Here is a 21,372-nt window from a genome sequence, read left to right on the forward strand (position 1 = left end):
AATGACGATGACTTTTCCAGTGCAGGGGGCCGGCTTAGGCTTGCGCCGTGGTTTGATGGAAGCACTGACGAGCGTCGATGACGGTCGCATTGATTTCATGGAAGTGGCACCAGAGAATTGGATGCGCATTGGTGGACGCTTGGGCAAAGCGTTTCGTGCATTCACTGAGCGCTATGATTTTCTTTGCCACGGCTTGTCCCTGTCACTGGGAAGTCCCGACCCACTAGACGAAGATTTTGTGCGGGAAGTGGGGCGCTTTTTGCGCCAACACAATATTAAGGCCTACAGCGAACACCTCAGTTATTGCAGCAACGATGGTCATATGTACGACCTAATGCCGATTCCTTTTACCGAGCAGGCCGTCCAGTACGTTGCAGAAAGAATTCAGCGCGTGCAGGATATTTTGGGCCAGCGGTTAATCATTGAAAATGTCTCGGCGTATGCAGAGCCTGGCAAAGAAATGTCGGAGGTGGAGTTCGTCAGTCAGGTGGTAAAAGCGGCGGACTGCGATCTGTTGTTGGATGTGAATAATGTGTATGTGAACTGCCGAAATCATGGCGGCGATGCCAGAGATTACATCGCCGCCATGCCCAGTGAGCGTATTCGTTATTGTCACATCGCCGGGCATTTTGATGAAGCTCCTGATTTGCTGGTCGATACCCATGGCATGGAAGTGAAAGACGACGTGTGGCAATTGTTGCAGTTTACTTATCAGCATCATGGCGTGATCCCAACCTTGCTTGAACGTGATTTTAATTTCCCCGCACTGGAGGAATTGTTGGCCGAGGTGGATCTCATTCGCCAGCATCAGCAAGCGGCGCTGGTGGCGGAGCAGGCGGTATGACAACACTGGCATTGCAAAAACAGTTAGCAGACAGCATTCGCAATGCAGGCGTTGCCGCTCCAGAAGGTGTATCAGAGCGTGCACTGGGTGTGTATCGCGACCTGTTTTTTAACAATGTACTGAGTTTTCTGGACGGCACTTTTCCTGTTTGTGAAAGGGTGCTGTCGCATTTGCACGGTAGGGAGCAATGGTTGCAACTCGCGCGTGAGTTCTTGCGTGATTACCACTGTACCTCGCCTTTATTCTTAGACATTCCGCAGCATTTTCTGGATTACTTAAGTCAACGAGATGATGTGTGGCTGCCTCCTTGGCTGTGTGAGTTGGCGCACTACGAATGGCTGGAATTGGCGGTGGACATTGCGCCGCAAACCATCACTGAAGATGTCGATGCCAATGCCGATTTGGCCACGTCGGTGCCAATTCTGGCCGCTGCGGCGCAAGGTTATCTTTACCAGTATCCGGTGCACACCATCAGTGTTGATGAACCTGATCCCACGCCGACCCTGACGGCGTTAATTGTCTTTCGCGATCGCCAAGACAAAACTTGCTTTATTGAGTCCAATCCCCTGACGCTGGGATTGCTTGCACAGCTGCAGGAGCAATCGTGCAGCGGTAGCGAGGCGGTCGCAAAGGTATTGGCGGCGTCTGGCCAGGCGTTGTCGGATAGCGCTTTGGCAGGGGGCTTGGCGATACTGCAGCAATGGCAGCAACAGGGCTTGATTTTGGGCGCTAGCGTGACAGCGCGTTCGAGCTAAGCCCTTTCTTATTCGCGGGTGAACTGCTCTAATGGCGGCAAAACAGCATGCGAGAAAGACGATGAAACCTTGGTGGCTGCTTGCTCTGTTATGGCCGTCGTTGGCATTGGCAGAGAATGGCTATGACCCGGACCCTTGGGAAGATTTTAACCGTCGGGTGTTCGCCTTTAATGAAGTGATGGATGAATACGTCGCCAGGCCGCTAGCGGTTGGGTATCAGGCGGTTACACCAAAAGACGTCGATGATTCGGTGACGCACTTTTTTTCTAATTTAGAAGATGTGATCGTCATCATTAACGACTTGGGGCAGCTAAAGTTTGGCCAAGCGGCCTCGGATACGGCGCGTTTTCTGGTGAACAGTACCGTCGGATTTTTTGGTGTGTTTGATGTTGCCACGCACATTGGTTTGCCAAAGCACGATGAAGATTTTGGTCAGACATTAGGCTACTGGGGCGTCGGCACTGGTCCTTATATTATGTTGCCGATACTCGGACCCAGCACGCTGCGTGACGGCGCTGGTGATGTCATCGGTACTGTGTCGGGTGTGGATTATTTATCCATCCCGGACACCAATGCTAAAAAACTCGCAGCTTATGGGGTGAGAAATATTGACGTCAGGGCTGGGTTGTTGGCGTCGGAAGGGCTGATCACTGGCGATCGTTATACTTTTGTACGCAGTTTTTATCTGCAGCGCCGGGAATTTCTCGTCAATGACGGTGAGTCATCAGACAACTGGGAAGAAGACAGTTGGGATGATGATGTCTGGGTCGATGATGAGTGGGATGACTCTTTGGAAGACGATATCGATCGAGAGGCGTTCGAACAATAAGTTTTATATCCATGTTTGCAGCAGGATAAAAAAGCCGCGAAACTCGCGGCTTTTTTGCGTTTAGTCGTCTTGCATTTCCTGCATCGACATAGCACAGCTATTAAAGCCGCCGTCGACGTAAATGTTTTGCGCAGAAATGCCTGATGCCAGGTCAGAGCACAAAAACGCCGCCGTATTACCGACCTCTAGGGTGGTGATGTTGCGCCCAAGTGGCGCGCGATCGGCGTTATGTTTAAGCATTTTGCGAAAGCTTTTAATGCCGGAGGCGGCCAGCGTTTTAATCGGCCCGGCTGAAATAGAGTTCACACGAATGCCGGACGAGCCCAGGCTACCGGCCAGGTAACGAACCGACGCTTCCAGCGAGGCCTTCGCCAAGCCCATAACATTGTAGTTGGGCAAGGTTTGTTGTGAGCCGTGATAGCTCAGCGTCAGCAAGGCAGCGTTGTCAGCCAACATCGGACGCGCGGCTTTGGCTAATGCAACGAAACTGTAGGCACTGATGTCGTGAGCAATGCGAAAACCTTCGCGCGTGGTGGCCTGCAAATAATCGCCGTCCAGTTCGTGTCCTGGAGCAAAGCCCACTGAGTGAATGATGATGTCAACTTTGTCCCAATGTTTGGCCAGATTTTCAAATACCGCATCGATTTGTTCATCGGAGCTGACATCACACGGGAAGCACAGCTCTGATCCCCATTCGCCGGCCATTTTTTCCACCCGCGGCTGCAGTTTTTCGCCTTGGTAGGTGAACGCCAGTTCTGCGCCTTCGCGATGGAACGCTTCAGCGATACCGTGTGCAATCGAGTGCTTGCTGGCTAAGCCAACAATCAAAGCTTTTTTGCCGGATAACATGCCCATGAGTAACTACCTTGTGTGCTGTGTTTGGTTTGAATAAATAAAAGATTGAACGTGCACGGCTTGCGGCGTGCGGCGCTCGGGTCGAGACAAAATGGTGTTGCGACGACGCGCGTCGATAAACAGATGGCCACCACGATGGATGTCCCATAAGTCGGTGGATGGCGCATTGGCTGCCACTTGAATCCATTCCCACGCCAGTACTGTGCTGGGCGATGTTGTCAGCGGCCAGTGCGGCGCAGACAAAGCCTGTGGGTTCTGTACGTGGGTTAATACAATATCCGCGCGCGTGCGGGTGTCGATAAGGTTGGCGCTACGAATGTTCACTTGAAACCCTTGCTGTTGCAGATAGGACTGCAGCTGCAGTGCGCTGTCTCGCAGTTGCCCGCTGGGATGAAGCAGCTGCACGCTGGGGTGGAATTCGATACCGGCCAAAGGCTCGCCAGCAAAGTAGGCGTCGAGGTGTCGGCGTAAACTGCTGTTGTCTTGATGGGTGGTTAAAACAACATAGGGCGCCGGAGCCGTTGGAACTTGCCACAGCTGCATTTGAAAGTAGCGAGCGCGCTGTTGTAGCGTATCGCTTGGGTCGGCTTTAAATTCCAGCCAGTCGATTTCGCCGCGTATCAGTGCTGCCCACTGCTCAGATGGATCGATGCGCTGTAGACGCACGCTGGCAATGTTAAAACGCCCTTTGAAAAACGCCCGCTGCTGCGCCCACCAGCCCGGTGTGCGGCGTAAGGTGATTGAGCGCCCGGGCTGCACGGCATCAATGTAATAGGGACCGCTGGTAGGCTCCGCTTGCCAGCGCAAAGAATCTGGGGATGACAGGTAGGCATCGTAATAGTGCTTTGGCAATAAGCGCAGCTGAGCAATGGTGGTGCGCTCTTGTGTTTCCGGCGCAAAGGTGAGTGCAGCAAGCTTGGGCGATAACACATCTACCGATTGCAGGCCTGCAATCGGTGCCATGCGCTGCTGTTGTTGCAAGGTAAACACGACATCGTCGACAGTGATGCTGACACCGTCGGACCAGCGGGCGGCGCTGTCGATTTCTATGATGAGCTGTCCTTCTGGGCTGGTGCCCCATCGCGATGCAATACCCGGACGCCAATGCTGATTGTCGTGAATCATCAGCGGCATTTGCAGCTGCTCAAGCCAGTTATGATCGGGTGGTACTTCTCCCAGTTGTTGCACGGCGCGTGGGAAGCGTGCCATGGCCAGGCGTAGCGAGCCGCTGATGTCTTGACTGTTGGCAGTTGCCTTAGAAGAGGCAAGGGGCCACCAAGTGACCTCAGGTTTGGCGTAGAGGTAGCGGACGGTAAGAGGATTCTCCGATGAGGAGGCTGCTAGTGCCCATGACAAGCACAAAAATAAGACTAGGTGGCGCATGGCGCTCATGGTAGCCACCTAGGGTTTGATGACACAATCCCTGCTGCTGACACAGATTCATTCCTTTAAAGAAAGAGTGCTAGCGTGTCACATCGACGTACAAGGTCAAGCGTTGTCCTGGTTGCAGATATTTATTGCTGGCGAGCTGGCGATTCCAGCGTTTTACATCGGCCAAGCGCACATTAAATTTGCTGGCAATGCGCGCTAATGAGTCGCCAGAGCGCACTTTGTAATGCACGGTGCGAATCACCTCTCGCTGGGCAGGAGTCTGTTTTTTGGTCCAAATGGTAAGGGTTTGGCCAGGCTTTAAGGGGTCGCCAGGCGCTAAGCCATTCCAACGCGTTAACTGGCGAACACTGACGTCGTGGGCGCGGGCAATGCTCCAGAAGCTATCCCCGCTTTGGACGCGATAGCGCAGGCTGTGATTGCTGTTGCTGGGTTTGCGTTGCTGTTTAAGCCGCTCCAGTCGCTGCGGCGCGCTGTAGGCGTATGAGCCTTCGGCTTGCATGGCTGACGGGATGAGCAGTGCTTGGCCTTTGCGAATCATGTTGCCGCGCAGCTGGTTTGACTGGCGCAAGGCATCTGGGGTGGTGTGAAAACGCTTAGCGATCGAAATCAGCGAGTCGCCGCTGCGGACAACATAGCGCTGCCATTTGAGTCTGGCTGACTCGGGCAGTTGGGCGAGGTTTTTGTTAAACGTGTCTTTTTTCTCGTAGGGCACCAGTATCTCATGTGGCCCCTGTGGTCGTGTGGCCCAGCGGTTGTAAACCGGGTTGAGTTTGTAAATCTCCTCCAGCTCAGTGTCAGCCAATTGTGCGACCTGCGACAGGTCGATCTGCCCGCCGGTATTGACCACGGCAAAGTAGGGCTGATTAGCCACAGGTTTGAACTGAATGTTGTACTTTTCTGCATCGCGCAGCAGACGTGCCAATGCGATTAATTTTGGGACATAGGCGCGGGTTTCGCGCGGCAGCTGCAATGACCAGAAATCTGTTGGTTTGCCCAAGCGGCGGTTCTTTCGAATCGCTTTGCGTACGGTGCCTGCGCCTGAGTTGTAGGCCGCCAGACCCAACAACCAATCGCCATCAAATTGGCGCTGCAGGGCATCGAGGTAACTCAGCGCCGCTTCGGTGGATGCGCGTATGTCGCGGCGACCGTCGTGCCACCAGTCCTGGTGCAAGTCAAAATCACGCCCGGTCGACGGGATAAACTGCCACACACCGGCGGCGCGACCATGAGAGTATGCAAATGGGTCAAAAGCGCTTTCGACGATGGGCAGCAGCGCCAGTTCGCCAGGCATGTTGCGAGCTTCAATTTGCTCGGCAATAAAATACAAATAGCGTCGGCTGCGGTCGGCCACGCGGTCCAAATAGGCTTGATGCGACTTATACCAGTTGAGTTGTGAGGTAATGCGCTTCTGGTCTTGATCTATGTTCAAGCGGTAGGAAGCGAGAATGCGATCCCATACATCATTATGTTGTTGAGGTGTGGCGTCCGTTGCTTGCTGCTCGGTGATGTTGAGCGGTGATTCGGCCACGCTTGGCGCAACAGGAGAGTTTTGCTGCGGGTGCTGGGCACAACCACCGATGACACCGGCCAGCAACCATAGTTTGATGAATCTCATATCGTTACAATGTCGTTGAAAAATGGCAGTCTAAAGTGCAGTCGGCGCCCAAGCAACCGCGCGAACGTCAAGGAAATCTATGGCTCAGTATGGCAATCGAATTGGCTTTCGCCACTACCAGAGCTGGTTGCAGCGTCCTTCTGCGCAGCGCCTGTTGGCGATGGAAGCGGGTTGGCTTGGTGATTGGTTGGGGCAGCTGGATGGCGAACATCTGCTCTATGCGGGCGTCGATGCAGAGCCTCGGTTTTTGCGTCATAGCCCCATGTCGCATCGTTTTACAGTCGACCTGCCCTGGCAAGCCGACGCCTGCCGCGGTGCTGTGCAAATGCAGCCCGAGGCTTGGCCGTTTATGGATCAGTCGCTGGATTTGGTGGTGTTGCAGCATGCGCTCGATCTGAGCCGCCGCCCGCACCAGGTGGTGCGAGAGGCATCGCGCTGCCTAGTGAGTAGCGGCTACATGATTGTTGTTGGTTTTAACCCTTGGAGTTTGTGGGGCGCTCAGCGTTGGCTGCGCACCTTTTCATCTGAATTGCCTTGGTTGAGTAATCCGGTGGCCGCCGGTCGTCTTACCGATTGGCTAACGTTGCTCGATTTTCGTATCGAGAGTGTCCAGCATTTGGCGCATTTGTGGCCGTTGAAGTTGTTTTCTGAGTCTCTCAGTCGACGCGTCGATCGTGTATTGATGGGGCATCGTGGTTTGCCGGGTAATGCGTATTTGTTAGTGGCACGAAAAACTATCGCAGGTGTGACGCGTATCCGCGCACCGCGCTGGCGAGTGACGGATAATACCTTTACCATCCCGGCGCCTGCAGGGCGTCAGCCTTTGGGTTAATGGGTGGTGAGAGAGTGAATGAATAGTCCAACAGTCGAGTTGTATACAGACGGTGCTTGTAAGGGCAACCCGGGCCCAGGAGGTTGGGGGTGCCTATTGCGGTACGGTCAGCATGAAAAAGAGTTGTGGGGCGGTGAGGCCATGACAACCAATAACCGCATGGAGCTGACTGCAGCTTTGCGCGGCCTTGAGGCATTACAGCGCCCGTGTAACGTGGTGCTAACCACCGATTCACAGTACGTGAAACAAGGCATTCAGCAATGGCTGGCTGGCTGGAAAAAGAAAGGCTGGAAGACCGCCTCTGGCCAAGCGGTGAAGAATCAAGACTTGTGGCAGCAGTTGGATGCGGCGGTGCAGCGCCATCAGATCGATTGGCGTTGGGTCAAAGGGCATGCTGGACATGCTGATAATGAACGAGCGGATATGCTGGCAAATCGTGGCGCACAAGAGGTGACATCATGAGACAAGTGGTTCTGGATACAGAGACCACCGGTATTGGTGAAGGCCACCGGATTATTGAGATTGGTTGTGTTGAAGTCATTGAGCGCCGCCTTACCGGTCGTCATTTCCATCAATACATCAATCCTCAGCGTGACATTGATGTTGAGGCTGCCGAGGTGCACGGAATCACCAACGAATGGCTGATTGAACAAGGTGCGCCGGTATTTGCTCAAGTGGCCGATCAGTTTCGCCAGTTTATTGCTGGCGCAGAGCTGGTGATTCACAACGCGCCCTTCGACGTGGGCATGATGGACGCCGAGTTTAACCGGCTAAACTTAACGCCAACGCGCGATTTTTGCTCCGTTCTCGATACTTTGGTGCTGGCGCGTGACATGTTCCCCGGCGCGCGCAACAGCTTGGACGCCTTGTGTAAACGCTATGACATCGACAACAGTCATCGTGAGTTACACGGCGCTTTGCTTGATGCCGAGATTCTGGCTGATGTCTATTTGATGATGACCGGTGGTCAGACCGACTTGGCATTAAGCGTTGAGTCAGAGGGCGGCTCTGAAGGGCAGTTGGATGATATCTTGTTTAATGTCGATGTGGCCAACGTTGAGCTGCCGGTAGTACGCGCCAGTGCGGCTGAAATAAAAGCGCACGATGGCATGTTGGAACTCATTGATAAGGCCAGCGATGGCGCCCTGTGGCGAAATCTGTGACCTTTAGTCACGCCAAGATGGCAGTTTGTCTGAACAAAGCGTGGCAAATGTCTGACAGTCGTGTAGTTTTTGCTTGTGCAGTGTAATAAACCCTGCTGCACTTTCGATTTATGGTCGGGCTGATGCCGACAGTAACAAAAAGTTGAATAGTAGAATGGCTGAAATAACAACAGGAAGTGACGTATCCCAATTCGCTGCCTCTTTGAACCTAGTGCGGTCCGAGGTGGCCAGTGCGCTCGATCAAGCGGCGATGCAACTGGATACCTATTCTGAGTCTGGAGATGGTGAGCAGTTAAAAGCCTTCCTGGAGGAGATTCAGCAGGTCCGCGGGACCTTTAAAATGCTGGATTTTCGCGCCGGTGAGCGCCTGTGCGAAGAGCTGGCAGAGACCGGTCGGGCGCATAAGGGCCGCATGCTATCCGAGCAAACGCTGTCGGTGTTCACTCAAGCGGTTATCTTCCTGAAGCGCTACATCGAGTTTGTTATCAGTGGCAAGCCGGTGGCGCCGAGTCTTCTGTTGCCAACCATTAACGAGGTGCGTGCCGAGCGAAGCGAAAAGCCCTTGCCGGAAGCCTATTTCTTTTTGGTGAACCTGCGCCCGCAACTGACATCGCCCAGTGCGGAGCCAGAGGCGCGTAATTTCTCTGTACGCCGAGCACGTCAGCTGTATCAGCTTGGTTTGATCGGACTCATTCGCAACGACGGTCGCCGTGGTCCGCTGCAGGTCATGCTGCGGGCTGTGCGGCGTTTCGAAAAAGCCAGTCGTAGTCAGGCTTCCTGGCCATTTTGGCATGTCGCCACTGCCGCGTTGGAGGCGCTGTCCGAGGACGCCTTTGAAATGACCGGTACGCGTCTGCGTTTGATGGGGCTGCTGGATCGCCAAGTTCGTCGCATTCAGGACACCGAAGGCCGCGCTTTTAATGAAAAAATGCCTGATTGGCTGTTAAAAGAACTGCTGTATATCGTCTCATTGGCTGATGGTGGCGAACCGGTGGTCGATGCCGTGCAGCGTACCTTCCGTATCAGCTCGGGCATTAAAGAAAAAGGCTTGGCCGAGTCGCGTTCCGGTTTGCATGGCCCGGACTTGTCGGCGCTGGAATCGCTGTCGCAAGCGCTGCAAGAAGAGCTGCAATCGGTGAAGGACCAAATTGACCTGATTGAGCGCACGGATGTATCGGAAGAGGCGCTGTCTGAGCTAATAGAGGCCATGGACCGCATTGGCGATACCTTATTGGTGAGCAATCTCACGGATGCCTCTTACCGCACGCAGCAACTGTGTGAGCGCCTGAAGCAGTTGGGTGCTTCGGGCCTGGAAAGCGAATTGCCGTACTTGGCCGATGAGGTCATGAGTATCGAGCAAGATATTCGCGGCCTGACGCAAGAAAATTTGTCGGGTGAGACGCTGGTCGATCCGGTTAGCTTGAACGAAGCACGCATCGCGGTGGTGTCAGAGTCAATGACGGCACTGACCTTGATCAAGCGCGCGGTGGGTTCTTTCTTGGACTCCAGTGGCGACAAGCTGCACATCAAAAACGTCGGCAAGAGTTTGCGTGATGTGTCAGGTGCTCTCTTGTTCTTAGAGAATGAGCGGGTATGCAACATGCTGCAGCAGCTGGAAGAGTTTATCGCTCGGGTCGTTTCAGGAGCGCTGGAGCCGAGTGAATCGCAAATGGAAGCGTTCGCTGATGCCGTCACCGGTATTGAATACTTCCTGGATTCTCTGTCTGGTCAATCAGCCTCAGCCGATGACGCCCTGTCATTGGCATCAGACAGCATCGATCAGCTTCGGGCGTAATTATGCTGTTGCAAGCCTTAACCGCCACTTTGGTGGTGCTGATTTTGGTCGGTCTGGTCATGGTGGCCGGCTTTTGGCGCGGAGATGGCTGGTTCCGCCAATGGCTAAAAGGCACGGCTGGCATGATATCGCTGGCACTCTGTGTTTGGTTACTCTTGGCTGCTCTCGATCTTTGGAGCTATCAACAGCTGCAGCGCCAGCATGCCATCGCCACTGTGTCGGTGTTTAAAGTCGAAGAACAGTTGTACGACCTGACACTGGTGGATCAGCAGGGTACAGAACAGCGCTTTGAGATTCACGGAGATCAGTGGCAGCTAGATGTGCGCTTATTGCATTGGCGTGGCCCGATCGCTGCGATGGCTGATACGCCGTTGTATCGGCTTGAGCGCTTGAGTGGTCGTTACCTGACGCTGGAGCAGGAGCGCAATGCCGAGCGTTCTGTTTATACGCTGGAAGAATCTTACTGGGTCGATGTGTGGCAATCATTGCGGCACTTGCCGTTGTGGCTGCAGCCGGAGTTCGGCAGTGCGGTGTACATGCCGTTGGTTAACGGTGCGGTTTATGCCGTTGAAGCGGGTGGTCGTGGCCTGACGGTCAAGCCTGTCAATGATGTTGCAGAGGCCGCGGTCAGTCAGTGGTGAATGACCGCGGGGCGGGTTAGTCCCGGTTGTTGCAAGACTCCAGCGTATTTTCCAATAGTTTGGCGCGTGTCATTGGGCCCACACCTCCTGGTACCGGGGTGATGTGGCTGGCGCGCTGAGCGGCAACTTCAAATTCCACATCGCCGATTAATGTGCCGTCTTCCTGGCGGTTGATGCCAACATCCACCACCACAGCGCCTGGTTTGATCCACTCGCCTTTGACCAAGCCGGGCTTGCCCACCGCCACGACAACAATATCAGCTTGGCTGACAAAATATTCCAGGTTGTGGGTGAAGCGGTGACAAGTAGTGACGGTGCAGCCTTTCAATAGCAGTTCCAAGCTCATTGGGCGGCCAACGATATTCGATGCGCCAACGATGACAGCGTGTTGGCCGCGAACCGGCTCGCCGGTAGTGTCGAGCAAATCCACGATGCCGGCGGGGGTGCAGGGGCGCAGAAGCGGCATGCGCTGTGCCAATCGGCCAATGTTGAACGGGTGGAAGCCATCCACATCTTTACTTGGGCTGATTCGCTCGAGGATTTCATCGGCGTTCAGTCCAGCAGGCAGGGGCAGCTGAACCAAAATGCCGTCGATCTCGTTGTCCTGATTCAATGTGTCTATTAATGCTAGAAGCTCGGCCTGTGAGGTGTCGCTGGGCAGGTCGTAGGCGCGACTGACAAAACCCACTTGCTCGCAGTCTTTGCGCTTGTGGCTGACGTAGACTTGCGAGGCGGGGTCGCTGCCGACCAGTATGACAGCCAGCCCGGGCGCGCGTTTGCCTTGCGCCAGGCGCTCTGTGACTTGTTGTTTGATGTGTTCGCGGATGGCGGCTGCGCGGGCTTTGCCGTCAATTAGCTGGGCGCTCATGAGGGTGCAATTACCTGTAATCTGTGAAGGCCTGAATTTTCTCATGTGAGTGGTGCAAAACAAAGTCGTTAGTTCAGGGGAAATGCGGGCCTTTTGTGTGAAGCGATTGTTTTTAAAGAATTTTTTCAAAAAGTCGTTGACGGGCGTGGGAGTCATCTATAACATGCGCAGCCACTTGGACGGGGCAACTCATCCAGTGAATGTCGGGGTATAGCGCAGTCTGGTAGCGCGCCTGGTTTGGGACCAGGATGTCGGGAGTTCGAATCTCTCTACCCCGACCATTTAGCACATTGCTAAATGGCCATGCGCCCGTAGCTCAACCGGATAGAGCATCGGCCTTCTAAGCCGAGGGTTGCAGGTTCGAGCCCTGCCGGGCGCGCCAAGCGCTGGCGGTAAAAAATATGGTGGCTGTAGCTCAGTTGGTAGAGCCCAGGATTGTGATTCCTGTGGTCGCGGGTTCGATCCCCGTCAGCCACCCCATTCTTTCTAGCCCTTTTCTGGGTGATCAAATTAAAAATCGATATTATCAAGCAAGAGCCTTTTGTGCTCGCTGAGAATACTCCCTTTATAAGTCCGTTTTCTTTGTTGTTCTTCAGGGCTCTCTTGGTTGGCTCCCTCTGTCAAATCTGCTGTAGTTGTTTCATCTTTGCGGCTTTGTCGATCCATTCCTTTTTATTGGTGTCGTTGTAGTTCTCTCGATGTCGCGCTGCAGTGGCTGTTAGCAATTGTGCTGACAGCAGGCTATAATCCGCCGCCTTTATAGTGTGGTGGCTTCTGCGTGTGTGCGAAGTCGACAAAGAATTAATGTACAGAGAGGCTTGTATGCAAGTGTCTATTGAGACGACCTCTGGTCTTGAGCGTTGTATGACCATTGGTGTTCCTGCCGTGGAGCTGGAAGAAAAAGTAACGTCTGAGCTGAAGCGCATCGCTAAAGGTCAGCGTGTAAACGGTTTCCGCAAAAATAAGCCTCTGCCGCCTGCAGTTGCCAAGCGTATGTTCGGCAAACAAGCTCGTCTTGAAGCTGTTTATCAGCAAATGCAGCAGTCTTTTTTCCAGGCTGTGCAAGAGAATGACGTAAAGCTGGCGGGCATGCCACGCTTTGAGCCAACTCAGGACGAAGATGGCAAGGACTTGGAATTTAAAGCGACCTATGAAGTGTACCCTGAGGTTGCCTTGGCGGACTTCTCGGCGCTGAGCGTTGAGCGCAAGTCGGCTGAAGTGAAGGATGAAGATCTGGAAACCATGGTCGACACGCTGCGCAAACAAAAAGCAGAGTGGACCGCGACTGAAGAAGCCGCCAAAGACGGTGATCAGGTCAATATTGACTTCGAGGGCTTCATCGACGGCGAAGCGTTTGAAGGTGGCAAGGCTGAAGGTTACAACCTGACGCTGGGCTCAAACAGCATGATCCCTGGCTTTGAAGACGGTTTGGTAGGTGTTAAAGGCGGTGACGAAACGACTTTGAATGTCACCTTCCCTGAGGATTACCAGAAAGAAGACCTGCAAGGCAAAGCGGCTGAGTTCAAGGTTAAAGTGAACGAAGTGAAGGCGGCGTCGTTGCCTGAGCTGGATGAGGCATTCTTCAATGCGTTTGGCGTTGAAACGGCAGACGAAGCTGAGTTCCGCAGCGAAATCCGCAAGAACATGGTGCGTGAGCTGGATAAAGCCATCCGTACTTTGAACAAGCAGCAAGTGATTAAAGGTCTGGTTGAACAAAACGAGATCGATGTGCCTTCAGCGTTGGTGGATCAAGAAATTGATCGCCTGCGCCAGCAAGCGGTGCAGCAGTTTGGTGGCGCCCAGCAGTTTGATCCAAAGCAACTGCCAGCCGAGTTGTTCAAAGAGCAGGCAGACAAGCGTGTGCGCATTGGCTTGCTGATGAACGCTGCGATCGAGCAAGAGAGCATGGAACCATCGGCTGAAAAAGTTGAGCAGCTGATCGAGGAAGTGGCTGCAACGTATCAAGAGCCTGATCAAGTGCGCGAGTACTACAACAACAATCCAGAGCAGAAGTCTCAAGTTGAGGCGCTGGCACTGGAAGAGCAAGTTGTTGAGAAAGTATTGGCCGCCGCTCAAGTGAGTGATGTCGAGTCTAGTTACGAAGAAGTGATTCGCGCAGCAAATCAGCCAGCGTAATCTCGTTGTAACGACTGACAATCAGCCCTCAAATGGCTAAACTGTTAACAGCCGCTCCGTTATGGAAGCGGCTGTTTTTATAGCCGATTCTCACATTGTCGAGGGAGTAAAGAGTCGAATGATTGACTCCATCAAGCAAAACGCCGATATCGTTCAGGCCAGCGGTCTGGTTCCTATGGTGGTCGAGCAGTCGGCCAGGGGAGAGCGCTCCTATGACATTTATTCCCGCCTGCTGAAAGAGCGCGTTATTTTTTTGGTTGGGCCGGTCGAAGACCACATGGCCAATCTGGTGGTGGCGCAGCTGCTGTTTCTTGAGTCAGAAAATCCTGACAAAGACATCCATTTATATATCAACTCTCCAGGCGGTTCTGTCACGGCAGGTATGTCGATTTATGACACCATGCAGTTTATTAAGCCAGATGTAAGCACCATGGTGATAGGCCAAGCGTGCAGCATGGGGGCCTTTTTGCTGGCGGCGGGTGCCAAAGGCAAACGCTTCAGCGTGCCGAACTCGCGTGTCATGATTCATCAGCCATCGGGCGGTGCTCAAGGGCAAGCTACTGATATTCTGATTCACGCTAAGAATATTCAAGATACCAAAGAACGTCTGAACAGAATTCTGGCCGATCATACCGGACAGTCGTATGAAACCATTGCTCAAGATACTGAGCGTGATAACTTCATGGATGCTCAGGCTGCAATGGAATATGGTCTGGTTGACCAGGTGCTCGATAAGCGTTCTTAAGCTATCGTGACCGGGTACAGATTGAAATAAGACAGAGCCTGATGCCTTCAGGCTCAAAGCGTAATGAGGCAGTCGAATGACCGACGATACAAAAGGCAAAGGTGATGATGGCGGTAAGCTGCTCTACTGTTCGTTCTGTGGCAAGAGCCAGCACGAAGTACGTAAGCTGATCGCCGGTCCATCGGTGTTCATCTGTGACGAATGTGTCGACCTTTGCAACGATATCATTCGTGAAGAGGTGCAAGAAGCCGAGAACAAAGTCAGCAGCGATGCGCTGCCGACGCCGCAAGAAATCAAAGCCACATTGGACGAGTACGTGATTGGTCAAGATAAGGCCAAAATGGTGCTCGCAGTTGCCGTTTATAACCACTACAAGCGATTGCAGTTTGGTGGCGGAAAAACCGATGTTGAGCTGTCCAAAAGTAACATTTTGCTCATCGGTCCAACCGGTAGCGGTAAGACGTTGCTGGCCGAAACCCTGGCGCGCCTGTTGAATGTGCCATTCACCATCGCCGATGCAACCACGCTGACCGAAGCCGGCTATGTCGGTGAAGATGTTGAAAACATCATTCAGAAGCTGCTGCAGAAGTGTGATTACGATGTCGACAAGGCCCAGAGAGGCATTGTGTACATCGATGAAATCGACAAGATTTCACGTAAGTCTGACAACCCATCGATCACTCGTGATGTGTCTGGTGAAGGTGTGCAGCAGGCATTACTGAAACTGATCGAAGGCACGGTTGCTTCTGTGCCGCCGCAAGGTGGTCGTAAGCATCCGCAGCAGGAATTTTTGCAGGTAGATACGGGTAATATCCTGTTTATCTGTGGCGGCGCATTTGCTGGACTGGATCAGATCATCCGTGATCGCTCGGAAAAGAGCAGTATCGGTTTCTCGGCCACGGTCAAAGGCAAAGAAGACGAAAAAGCCGTTGGTGCTGTGCTGCGTGATGTAGAGCCAGGTGACTTAGTCAAATACGGCTTGATTCCTGAGTTCATCGGTCGTTTGCCGGTGGTGGCTACCCTAGACGAACTCGACACTGAGGCACTGGTGAGGATTCTCACTGAGCCGCGCAACTCTCTGGTGCGTCAGTATCAGAAGTTGTTTGAGATGGAATCTGTTGAGCTGGAATTCCGCGACAGTGCGCTTGAGGCCATTGCCAATTGCGCCATGGAGCGTAAAACCGGTGCGCGTGGGTTGCGCTCCATTATGGAGGGTGCGCTGCTGGATATTATGTACCGCATCCCGTCTGAAGAGCACGTTGCCAAGGTGGTCATCGAGGAAAACGTCATCACTGAAGACGCTGAGCCGTTAGTGATTTACGAGTCCGCCGATGTCGGTAAAGTCTCCCCAGACGATACCTGATAGACCCGTCACCGACGACTGACAAAAGGAGCGCAAGCTCCTTTTGTTGCATTTGGCGCTTGTATTTGTGTCTGCTCGTCCCCAATATCCTTTCATACACTAGATTCAGGTATGTTTGATGACACGTGAAGTATTACCCCTGCTGCCGCTGAGAGACGTGGTGGTCTTTCCATCGATGGTTATCCCTCTGTTTGTTGGACGAGAGAAGTCCATCAATGCTTTGGAAGAGGCGATGGAAACCGATAAGCGCATTATGTTGGTGGCGCAGAAGGACGCTTCCGATGATGAGCCTGAGTTGGACGGCATGTACAGCATGGGAACCGTTGCCACCATTTTGCAGCTGCTCAAGTTGCCTGATGGCACCGTTAAGGTGCTGGTGGAAGGTGAGGTGCGCGCCAGCTTGGAAAGCGTCTCCAACGATGAAGAGATGATGCGCGCCAGTCTGTCGGTTATCGACGATGAAGACGGCGCCGAGCGTGAAAACGAAGTACTGGTGCGCACACTGACCGGCCACTTTGAGCAGTATGTGCAACTGTCAAAGAAAGTGCCGGGTGAGGTCTTGTCGACCATCTCCGGCATTGAAGAAGCCAGTCGTTTGGCGGACACCGTTGCCGCCCACATTTCGCTGAAGCTGGAAGAGAAGCAAGAAGTGCTGGAAATGCTCGAGGTGCGTGAGCGCGTTGAGCACTTGCTGGAATTGATGGAGTCGGAAATTGATCTGCTGAAAGTCGAAAAGCGCATTCGTGGCCGCGTGAAGAAACAGATGGAAAAAAGCCAGCGAGAGTACTACTTGAATGAGCAGATGAAGGCCATTCAAAAAGAGCTGGGTGATTTGGAAGACGGCGCTAGCGAGTTTGACGAAATTGTCGACAAAATCGAATCCTCGGGCATGACAAAAGACGCCAAAGACAAAGCTGAGGCTGAGCTGAAAAAACTGCGCATGATGTCACCTATGTCGGCCGAAGCGTCCGTGGTGCGAGGTTACTTAGATTGGCTGGTCAATCTGCCGTGGAAAAAGCGCTCGCGGGTCAATCACAGTTTGGACAAAGCCAAAGAAATTCTGGACGCCGACCACTTTGGTTTGGAGGAGGTCAAAGAGCGCATTCTGGAGTACTTGGCTGTACAAAGCCGGGTGAAGAAAGTGCGTGGCGCCATTTTGTGTTTGGTGGGGCCGCCGGGGGTAGGTAAGACCTCGTTAGGGCAATCCATTGCTCGCGCCACCAATCGTAAATTTGTGCGTATGGCCTTGGGCGGTGTGCGTGATGAGGCCGAAATTCGAGGTCATCGCCGTACTTACATCGGCTCGATGCCGGGTAAGTTGGTACAAAAAATGTCCAAGGTCGGCGTGAAAAATCCGCTATTTTTGCTCGATGAAATCGACAAAATGGGCATGGATCACCGTGGCGACCCAGCGTCAGCATTGCTGGAAGTGTTGGACCCAGAGCAAAACAGTCAGTTTGCTGACCACTACTTAGAAGTAGACTTTGACCTGTCCGATGTGATGTTTGTGTGTACGTCCAACAGTATGGACATTCCTGGACCGCTGCTGGATCGGATGGAAGTCATCCGCATTCCGGGGTATACCGAGGATGAAAAAGTCAGCATCGCCCAGCGCTACTTGTTGCCTAAGCAAATCAAACTCAACGGTTTGAAAGAGCAAGAGATCGAGCTGAGCGAAGAGCAGCTGCGCGATGTCATCCGCTATTACACGCGTGAAGCGGGTGTGCGCGGTTTGGAGCGCGAAATCGCCAAGCTGTGCCGCCGTGTGGTGAAAGCCAATGCCTTAGCGAAAGAGGCTGCGACGCGCGTCATCGATGGTGAGTTGTTGCAGGAGTACCTGGGTGTCACCAAATTCCGTTATGGCTTGGCTGGGCAAGAGAATCAAATTGGTCAGGTGACCGGTCTGGCTTGGACGTCGGTTGGCGGTGAGCTGCTGACTTTGGAAGCCGCTGCCACGCCCGGTAAGGGGCGTAGTTTGAAGACGGGTTCGCTCGGCGATGTGATGCAGGAATCTATTCAGGCGGCGCTGACGGTTGTTCGTAGCCGTGCCATCGGCATGGGCGTCGACAACGAATATTTTGAAAAGCACGATTTGCACATTCACGTCCCTGAAGGGGCAACGCCAAAAGACGGCCCAAGTGCGGGCATTGGCATGGCGACCGCCTTGGTGTCTGTCATCTCTGGTATTCCGGTGCGCGCTGATGTGGCCATGACCGGTGAGATTACCTTGCGTGGTAAGGTGTTGGCGATTGGCGGTTTGAAAGAAAAGCTGCTGGCTGCTCATCGCGGCGGCATAAAAACCGTGGTGATTCCAAAAGAAAATGAAAAAGACTTGCGCGACATCCCAGAAAATATTCAGTCAGAGCTTAATATTGTTGCCGTTGACTGGATCGATGAAGTCTTGGAGTTGGCGTTAGAGAGTCTGCCGGAAGTCGCGACTGGTGAATTAATCAACAAAGATGAAAGCGCGGCACAGAAAGATGATAAAAGCCGCCCGAGCACCCATTGACGCTGTCAGGGGTGCTTGGTATAAATCATCGCTCTAAACGATATTTCCTGTAGCGATCACCCAATCGCACAACGAGAATTCTTTTTTGCGCACAGAGTAAGGGGATAAGTGTGAATAAGTCAGAACTGATCGACGCCATTGCAGCGTCAGCGGATATTCCGAAAGCTGCCGCAGGGCGTGCATTGGATGCAATGATCGACACCATTGGTGGCGCATTGAAAGAAGGCGACCAAGTTGCATTGGTTGGCTTCGGTACTTTCCAAGTGAAAGATCGCGCTGCGCGCACTGGCCGTAACCCACAAACCGGCGCACCAATCGAAATTAAAGCGGCCAAAGTGCCAAGCTTTAAGGCGGGCAAAGCGCTGAAAGACGCGGTCAACTAAGCCAACTGATTTAGGACCGGTAGTTCAGTTGGTTAGAATACCGGCCTGTCACGCCGGGGGTCGCGGGTTCGAGTCCCGTCCGGTCCGCCAGAATTAAAAGCGCATCCCTCGATGCGCTTTTTTTGTGTTTGCCCAGATGGCTGCACAGTTAACGGAGGAATCATGTTACAAACCATGCGCGACAATGCTCAGGGCCTGATCGCCAAGATCATTGTTGGTTTTATTATTGTGGTGTTCGCCTTATTTGGCGTGGAAAGCATCGTCAGCCTAGGCGGTGGCGAGCAAGCACCAGTGACTGTGGGTGACTACGAAATTTCGACATTAGAAATTTCACGCCAAGTGGAGCAGCAAAAATCCAACATGCGCCGTCAGTTTGGTGAGCAGTTTGACGACAGCTTATTTAATGATGGCTTTTTCAGAAACAGTGCCATTGAGCAATTGATCGAACAACGTCTGGCGCTGCAATCTGCCGAGCAAATGGGACTGGCTATTTCAACCGCTCAGCTTGATCAAATTATCGTCAATACGCCGGCATTTCAGGTCGATGGTCAGTTTAATTCTGATCAATTTGTGAGCATTTTGCGTTTGAATGGTTGGACGCCGATGAGCTACCGTGACGACTTGGCCGACGATTTGAAAATTAATCAAGCTCGTGCTGGCATGGTGCTCACCAGTATTGAAACGCCGTTTAATGCACAAATGGCGGCAGCGCTGTCGCAAGAAGAGCGCAGCTATCGTTTTGTTGAATATAAAATTGCTGACCTGGAAGATGCCATAGAGGTTAGTGATGAAGATGTGCAACAGTATTACCAGGCCAATACCAGCCAATATCAAACCGCAGAAACGGTGAGTGTTGATTATGTGATGCTCAGCCTGGCTGACATTGCCGCACAACAAGACGTTTCTGATGATGACATCACCGCTGCTTATGAAGATTATCAGCAGCAGTTGGCTGACAACGAGCAACGCGAGGTCAGCCATATCTTGATTGAAACCAACGACGAACGTACCGACGAGCAAGCCCGTCAGTTGGCTAATAGCTTGTCTGAGCGTGCCAAGGCGGGTGAGTCGTTTGCGCAATTGGCGCAAGAGTTTTCTGATGACCTGGGCTCGAAGCGTGACGGTGGATCACTCGGCATTGCTGCTCGTGGTGCCTTTGTGGAGCCATTTGAGCAAGTGTTGTACGCCATGGCCCAGCCGGGCGATATCAGCGGCGCTGTCGAAACCGAATTTGGTTATCACGTTATTCGTTTCGACGGTATCCATCGCCAAGAGTCTCAGTCGCTGGAGCAAGTGCGTGCTGAGTTAGAGCAAGAAATTCGCCAAGGCAAAGCACAGTTGGTGTATGCCGAGCAGCTGCAAGAGTTGTCGAACTTGGCATTCTCCGCGCGTAGCCTCAGTGATATCAGCGACGCGTTGGCAATGGAAATTCAAACCACAGCCTCGTTTGATCGCAACCAAGGCAGTGGAATCGCCCTAGACGGTTCCGTGCGCCAAGCGGCGTTTGCCGACAATGTGTTGCTTGATCGTGAGCTGTCAGAAGTGATTGAAACGGAGCAGGGTGCAGTGGTGTTGGCCATTCGTGAACATGCTCCACAGCAAACCATGCCGCTGGAAGACGTGCGTGAGCGTGTTGTTGCCAGCTTAAAGCGTGAGCGTGCTGCTGAGCAGGCACAAACGTTAGCGCAGGCTGCGGCCGACAACCCAGAGTCTGTCACTGACTGGCAAGCCGTCACCGGCGTGGCCTCGCAAAGCAGTGAAGCGCCGCGTGCTGTGCAGCAGCGAGCGTTTGCCCTAGCCAATGGTACGGCGGATGCGATTGCGACCCCGGGCGGTCACAGTGCGTTGGTGGTTGATGATATTCAAACCGTTGCTTGGCAGGAGCAAGCCGCAGAAGACGCGGCGGTAGAAGAGCTGCGTATGCGCCGCTCGCGCCAGGACATGGTGAGCTATCAAGGGTATGCGCGTAATACTACGCAAATTGAACGCGTAGGCAGCTAATGTTAATCGCGGGCTTGGGTTTATCCTGAGCCTGCTGCCTTGCTCTCTTCAGTATCGTGAGCTGATAACACATTGCTTGTGATTAGCGAGGGATGAACGTGGAGCTAACGGTGTTGAAACAGAAGCAATAAAAAAGGGGCGTGAGCCCCTTTTTTATTGCTTAGGCATTCTCAATGGAAGGCCTGGCAAGCCAATTACGCTGGGAACAGTTCGCCCAGTTTGGTGGCCAGCATCATGTCGCCTTCAACACGCAGTTGACCAGACATGAAGGCTTGCATGCCATCTGTTTCACCAGTCGCAATGCCTTCGAAGGTTTCGGTGTTCATGATCAGAGTAACGTTAGCGTCGTCGTTTTCGCCTTGCTCAACGGTGCACGCGCCATCTTTAACGATCAGGTGGTAAGTTTCACCGTCTTCGATGTTGAACTGGAAAATCAGGTCCAGGCCCGCAGCAGCGTCGGCGTTGAACTTGCTGTTCATGGTTTCAATGATTTCTGCAACAGATGCCATGATGAGTATCCTTATAATACTGTAAGACAAAGGTTTCGGCTGGCAGGAGTACAGCTGACGTCGGAAATCACTGGGTCAGCATCCCGCACGCGTCTGCAGCCAGACGGCACCACTCTAGGTGGACGCCTGATGCGTGT

Annotated in this window: 19 protein-coding genes and 4 tRNA genes; 18 read left to right on the forward strand and 5 right to left on the reverse strand. The window is 53.2% G+C overall.

Translation table 11 applies throughout. The features are described 5' to 3' along the window. Window position 1 precedes the first annotated feature (1 nt). The 3 genes from CHH28_RS13945 to CHH28_RS13955 all read left to right on the forward strand — a co-directional run bounded on the left by CHH28_RS13945 (window position 2) and on the right by CHH28_RS13955 (window position 2,428). Window positions 2–844, forward strand: coding sequence for a DUF692 domain-containing protein (locus CHH28_RS13945; RefSeq protein ID WP_094060884.1), 843 nt, complete (start codon window positions 2–4; stop codon window positions 842–844). Next, a complete protein-coding gene (locus CHH28_RS13950) occupies window positions 841–1,599 on the forward strand; it encodes a DNA-binding domain-containing protein (protein ID WP_094060885.1) in 759 nt (252 codons plus the stop codon). Before CHH28_RS13945 ends, CHH28_RS13950 begins: the two co-directional genes overlap by 4 nt. Window positions 1,600–1,660: 61 nt before the next feature. After that, the gene (locus tag CHH28_RS13955) at window positions 1,661–2,428 is read left to right on the forward strand and encodes a VacJ family lipoprotein (RefSeq protein WP_199243909.1); all 768 of its coding nucleotides are present in this window, start codon (window positions 1,661–1,663) and stop codon (window positions 2,426–2,428) included. 60 nt (window positions 2,429–2,488) lie between these two features. Here the strand turns inward: CHH28_RS13955 and CHH28_RS13960 are convergent, their stop codons facing one another. The 3 genes from CHH28_RS13960 to CHH28_RS13970 form a co-directional block, all read right to left on the reverse strand. Continuing rightward, entirely contained in the window at window positions 2,489–3,283 is a 795-nt protein-coding gene (locus CHH28_RS13960; protein WP_094060887.1) for an enoyl-ACP reductase FabI, read from the reverse strand. Window positions 3,284–3,289: 6 nt separating this feature from the next. Further along, a complete protein-coding gene (locus tag CHH28_RS13965) occupies window positions 3,290–4,675 on the reverse strand; it encodes an ABC transporter substrate-binding protein (RefSeq protein WP_094060888.1) in 1,386 nt (461 codons plus the stop codon). Between the two features lie 70 nt (window positions 4,676–4,745). Next, a complete protein-coding gene (locus CHH28_RS13970; RefSeq protein WP_094060889.1) occupies window positions 4,746–6,290 on the reverse strand; it encodes a lytic transglycosylase in 1,545 nt (514 codons plus the stop codon). Window positions 6,291–6,369: 79 nt separating this feature from the next. On the opposite strand from CHH28_RS13970, the gene CHH28_RS13975 reads away from it, so the two are divergent. The 5 genes from CHH28_RS13975 to CHH28_RS13995 all read left to right on the forward strand — a co-directional run bounded on the left by CHH28_RS13975 (window position 6,370) and on the right by CHH28_RS13995 (window position 10,721). Continuing rightward, complete coding sequence (locus CHH28_RS13975) at window positions 6,370–7,122, forward strand: class I SAM-dependent methyltransferase (RefSeq protein WP_094060890.1); 753 nt, start codon at window positions 6,370–6,372, stop codon at window positions 7,120–7,122. Between the two features lie 18 nt (window positions 7,123–7,140). Continuing rightward, window positions 7,141–7,584 carry a ribonuclease HI gene (rnhA, locus tag CHH28_RS13980; protein WP_094060891.1) on the forward strand — a complete coding sequence of 148 codons (444 nt, stop codon included), beginning with the start codon at window positions 7,141–7,143 and terminating at the stop codon, window positions 7,582–7,584. After that, a complete protein-coding gene (gene dnaQ / locus CHH28_RS13985; RefSeq protein ID WP_094060892.1) occupies window positions 7,581–8,285 on the forward strand; it encodes a DNA polymerase III subunit epsilon in 705 nt (234 codons plus the stop codon). The genes rnhA and dnaQ overlap by 4 nt, the downstream gene beginning before the upstream one ends. A gap of 223 nt (window positions 8,286–8,508) precedes the next feature. Continuing rightward, window positions 8,509–10,080 carry a hypothetical protein gene (locus CHH28_RS13990; RefSeq protein WP_157729921.1) on the forward strand — a complete coding sequence of 524 codons (1,572 nt, stop codon included), beginning with the start codon at window positions 8,509–8,511 and terminating at the stop codon, window positions 10,078–10,080. Window positions 10,081–10,082: 2 nt separating this feature from the next. Beyond that, complete coding sequence (locus tag CHH28_RS13995; RefSeq protein ID WP_094060894.1) at window positions 10,083–10,721, forward strand: hypothetical protein; 639 nt, start codon at window positions 10,083–10,085, stop codon at window positions 10,719–10,721. Window positions 10,722–10,737: 16 nt separating this feature from the next. Here CHH28_RS13995 and folD read toward each other — a convergent pair whose 3' ends face one another. Then, the gene (folD, locus tag CHH28_RS14000) at window positions 10,738–11,589 is read right to left on the reverse strand and encodes a bifunctional methylenetetrahydrofolate dehydrogenase/methenyltetrahydrofolate cyclohydrolase FolD (protein WP_094060895.1); all 852 of its coding nucleotides are present in this window, start codon (window positions 11,587–11,589) and stop codon (window positions 10,738–10,740) included. 204 nt (window positions 11,590–11,793) lie between these two features. Here folD and CHH28_RS14005 point away from each other — a divergent pair. The 10 genes from CHH28_RS14005 to CHH28_RS14050 all read left to right on the forward strand — a co-directional run bounded on the left by CHH28_RS14005 (window position 11,794) and on the right by CHH28_RS14050 (window position 20,726). Then, a tRNA-Pro gene (locus CHH28_RS14005) sits at window positions 11,794–11,870 on the forward strand. 24 nt (window positions 11,871–11,894) lie between these two features. After that, window positions 11,895–11,971 (forward strand) — tRNA-Arg (locus tag CHH28_RS14010). 22 nt (window positions 11,972–11,993) lie between these two features. Next, window positions 11,994–12,069 (forward strand) — tRNA-His (locus CHH28_RS14015). A gap of 342 nt (window positions 12,070–12,411) precedes the next feature. Then, window positions 12,412–13,725 (forward strand): trigger factor, encoded by a 1,314-nt coding sequence (gene tig, locus CHH28_RS14020; protein ID WP_094060896.1) that lies wholly within the window; start codon window positions 12,412–12,414, stop codon window positions 13,723–13,725. Between the two features lie 118 nt (window positions 13,726–13,843). After that, window positions 13,844–14,470, forward strand: a complete 627-nt coding sequence (gene clpP / locus CHH28_RS14025) for an ATP-dependent Clp endopeptidase proteolytic subunit ClpP (RefSeq protein ID WP_094060897.1) — start codon at window positions 13,844–13,846, stop codon at window positions 14,468–14,470. Window positions 14,471–14,546: 76 nt separating this feature from the next. Next, window positions 14,547–15,833, forward strand: a complete 1,287-nt coding sequence (gene clpX / locus CHH28_RS14030) for an ATP-dependent Clp protease ATP-binding subunit ClpX (RefSeq protein WP_094060898.1) — start codon at window positions 14,547–14,549, stop codon at window positions 15,831–15,833. 115 nt (window positions 15,834–15,948) lie between these two features. Then, on the forward strand, window positions 15,949–18,342 hold the full coding sequence (gene lon / locus CHH28_RS14035; RefSeq protein ID WP_420093150.1) for an endopeptidase La: 2,394 nt from the start codon (window positions 15,949–15,951) through the stop codon (window positions 18,340–18,342). Between the two features lie 110 nt (window positions 18,343–18,452). After that, entirely contained in the window at window positions 18,453–18,725 is a 273-nt protein-coding gene (locus tag CHH28_RS14040; RefSeq protein ID WP_094060900.1) for an HU family DNA-binding protein, read from the forward strand. 13 nt (window positions 18,726–18,738) lie between these two features. After that, a tRNA-Asp gene (locus tag CHH28_RS14045) sits at window positions 18,739–18,815 on the forward strand. A gap of 72 nt (window positions 18,816–18,887) precedes the next feature. Then, window positions 18,888–20,726 (forward strand): SurA N-terminal domain-containing protein, encoded by a 1,839-nt coding sequence (locus CHH28_RS14050; protein ID WP_199243910.1) that lies wholly within the window; start codon window positions 18,888–18,890, stop codon window positions 20,724–20,726. 194 nt (window positions 20,727–20,920) lie between these two features. Here the strand turns inward: CHH28_RS14050 and CHH28_RS14055 are convergent, their stop codons facing one another. Then, window positions 20,921–21,235 carry an SCP2 sterol-binding domain-containing protein gene (locus tag CHH28_RS14055; RefSeq protein ID WP_094060902.1) on the reverse strand — a complete coding sequence of 105 codons (315 nt, stop codon included), beginning with the start codon at window positions 21,233–21,235 and terminating at the stop codon, window positions 20,921–20,923. Window positions 21,236–21,372: the final 137 nt, after the last annotated feature.

Origin of the sequence: Bacterioplanes sanyensis (assembly GCF_002237535.1) — a bacterium.
GTDB classification, from domain to species: domain Bacteria; phylum Pseudomonadota; class Gammaproteobacteria; order Pseudomonadales; family Oceanobacteraceae; genus Bacterioplanes; species Bacterioplanes sanyensis_A.

Coding starts and splice junctions, on each gene's coding strand:
- CHH28_RS13945 (WP_094060884.1), top strand. CDS start 2: ATGACGATGACTTTTCCAGTGCAGGGGGCCGGCTTAGGCTTGCGCCGT.
- CHH28_RS13950 (WP_094060885.1), top strand. CDS start 841: ATGACAACACTGGCATTGCAAAAACAGTTAGCAGACAGCATTCGCAAT.
- CHH28_RS13955 (WP_199243909.1), top strand. CDS start 1,661: ATGAAACCTTGGTGGCTGCTTGCTCTGTTATGGCCGTCGTTGGCATTG.
- CHH28_RS13960 (WP_094060887.1), bottom strand. CDS start 3,283: ATGGGCATGTTATCCGGCAAAAAAGCTTTGATTGTTGGCTTAGCCAGC.
- CHH28_RS13965 (WP_094060888.1), bottom strand. CDS start 4,675: ATGAGCGCCATGCGCCACCTAGTCTTATTTTTGTGCTTGTCATGGGCA.
- CHH28_RS13970 (WP_094060889.1), bottom strand. CDS start 6,290: ATGAGATTCATCAAACTATGGTTGCTGGCCGGTGTCATCGGTGGTTGT.
- CHH28_RS13975 (WP_094060890.1), top strand. CDS start 6,370: ATGGCTCAGTATGGCAATCGAATTGGCTTTCGCCACTACCAGAGCTGG.
- rnhA (WP_094060891.1), top strand. CDS start 7,141: ATGAATAGTCCAACAGTCGAGTTGTATACAGACGGTGCTTGTAAGGGC.
- dnaQ (WP_094060892.1), top strand. CDS start 7,581: ATGAGACAAGTGGTTCTGGATACAGAGACCACCGGTATTGGTGAAGGC.
- CHH28_RS13995 (WP_094060894.1), top strand. CDS start 10,083: ATGCTGTTGCAAGCCTTAACCGCCACTTTGGTGGTGCTGATTTTGGTC.
- folD (WP_094060895.1), bottom strand. CDS start 11,589: ATGAGCGCCCAGCTAATTGACGGCAAAGCCCGCGCAGCCGCCATCCGC.
- tig (WP_094060896.1), top strand. CDS start 12,412: ATGCAAGTGTCTATTGAGACGACCTCTGGTCTTGAGCGTTGTATGACC.
- clpP (WP_094060897.1), top strand. CDS start 13,844: ATGATTGACTCCATCAAGCAAAACGCCGATATCGTTCAGGCCAGCGGT.
- clpX (WP_094060898.1), top strand. CDS start 14,547: ATGACCGACGATACAAAAGGCAAAGGTGATGATGGCGGTAAGCTGCTC.
- CHH28_RS14050 (WP_199243910.1), top strand. CDS start 18,888: ATGTTACAAACCATGCGCGACAATGCTCAGGGCCTGATCGCCAAGATC.
- CHH28_RS14055 (WP_094060902.1), bottom strand. CDS start 21,235: ATGGCATCTGTTGCAGAAATCATTGAAACCATGAACAGCAAGTTCAAC.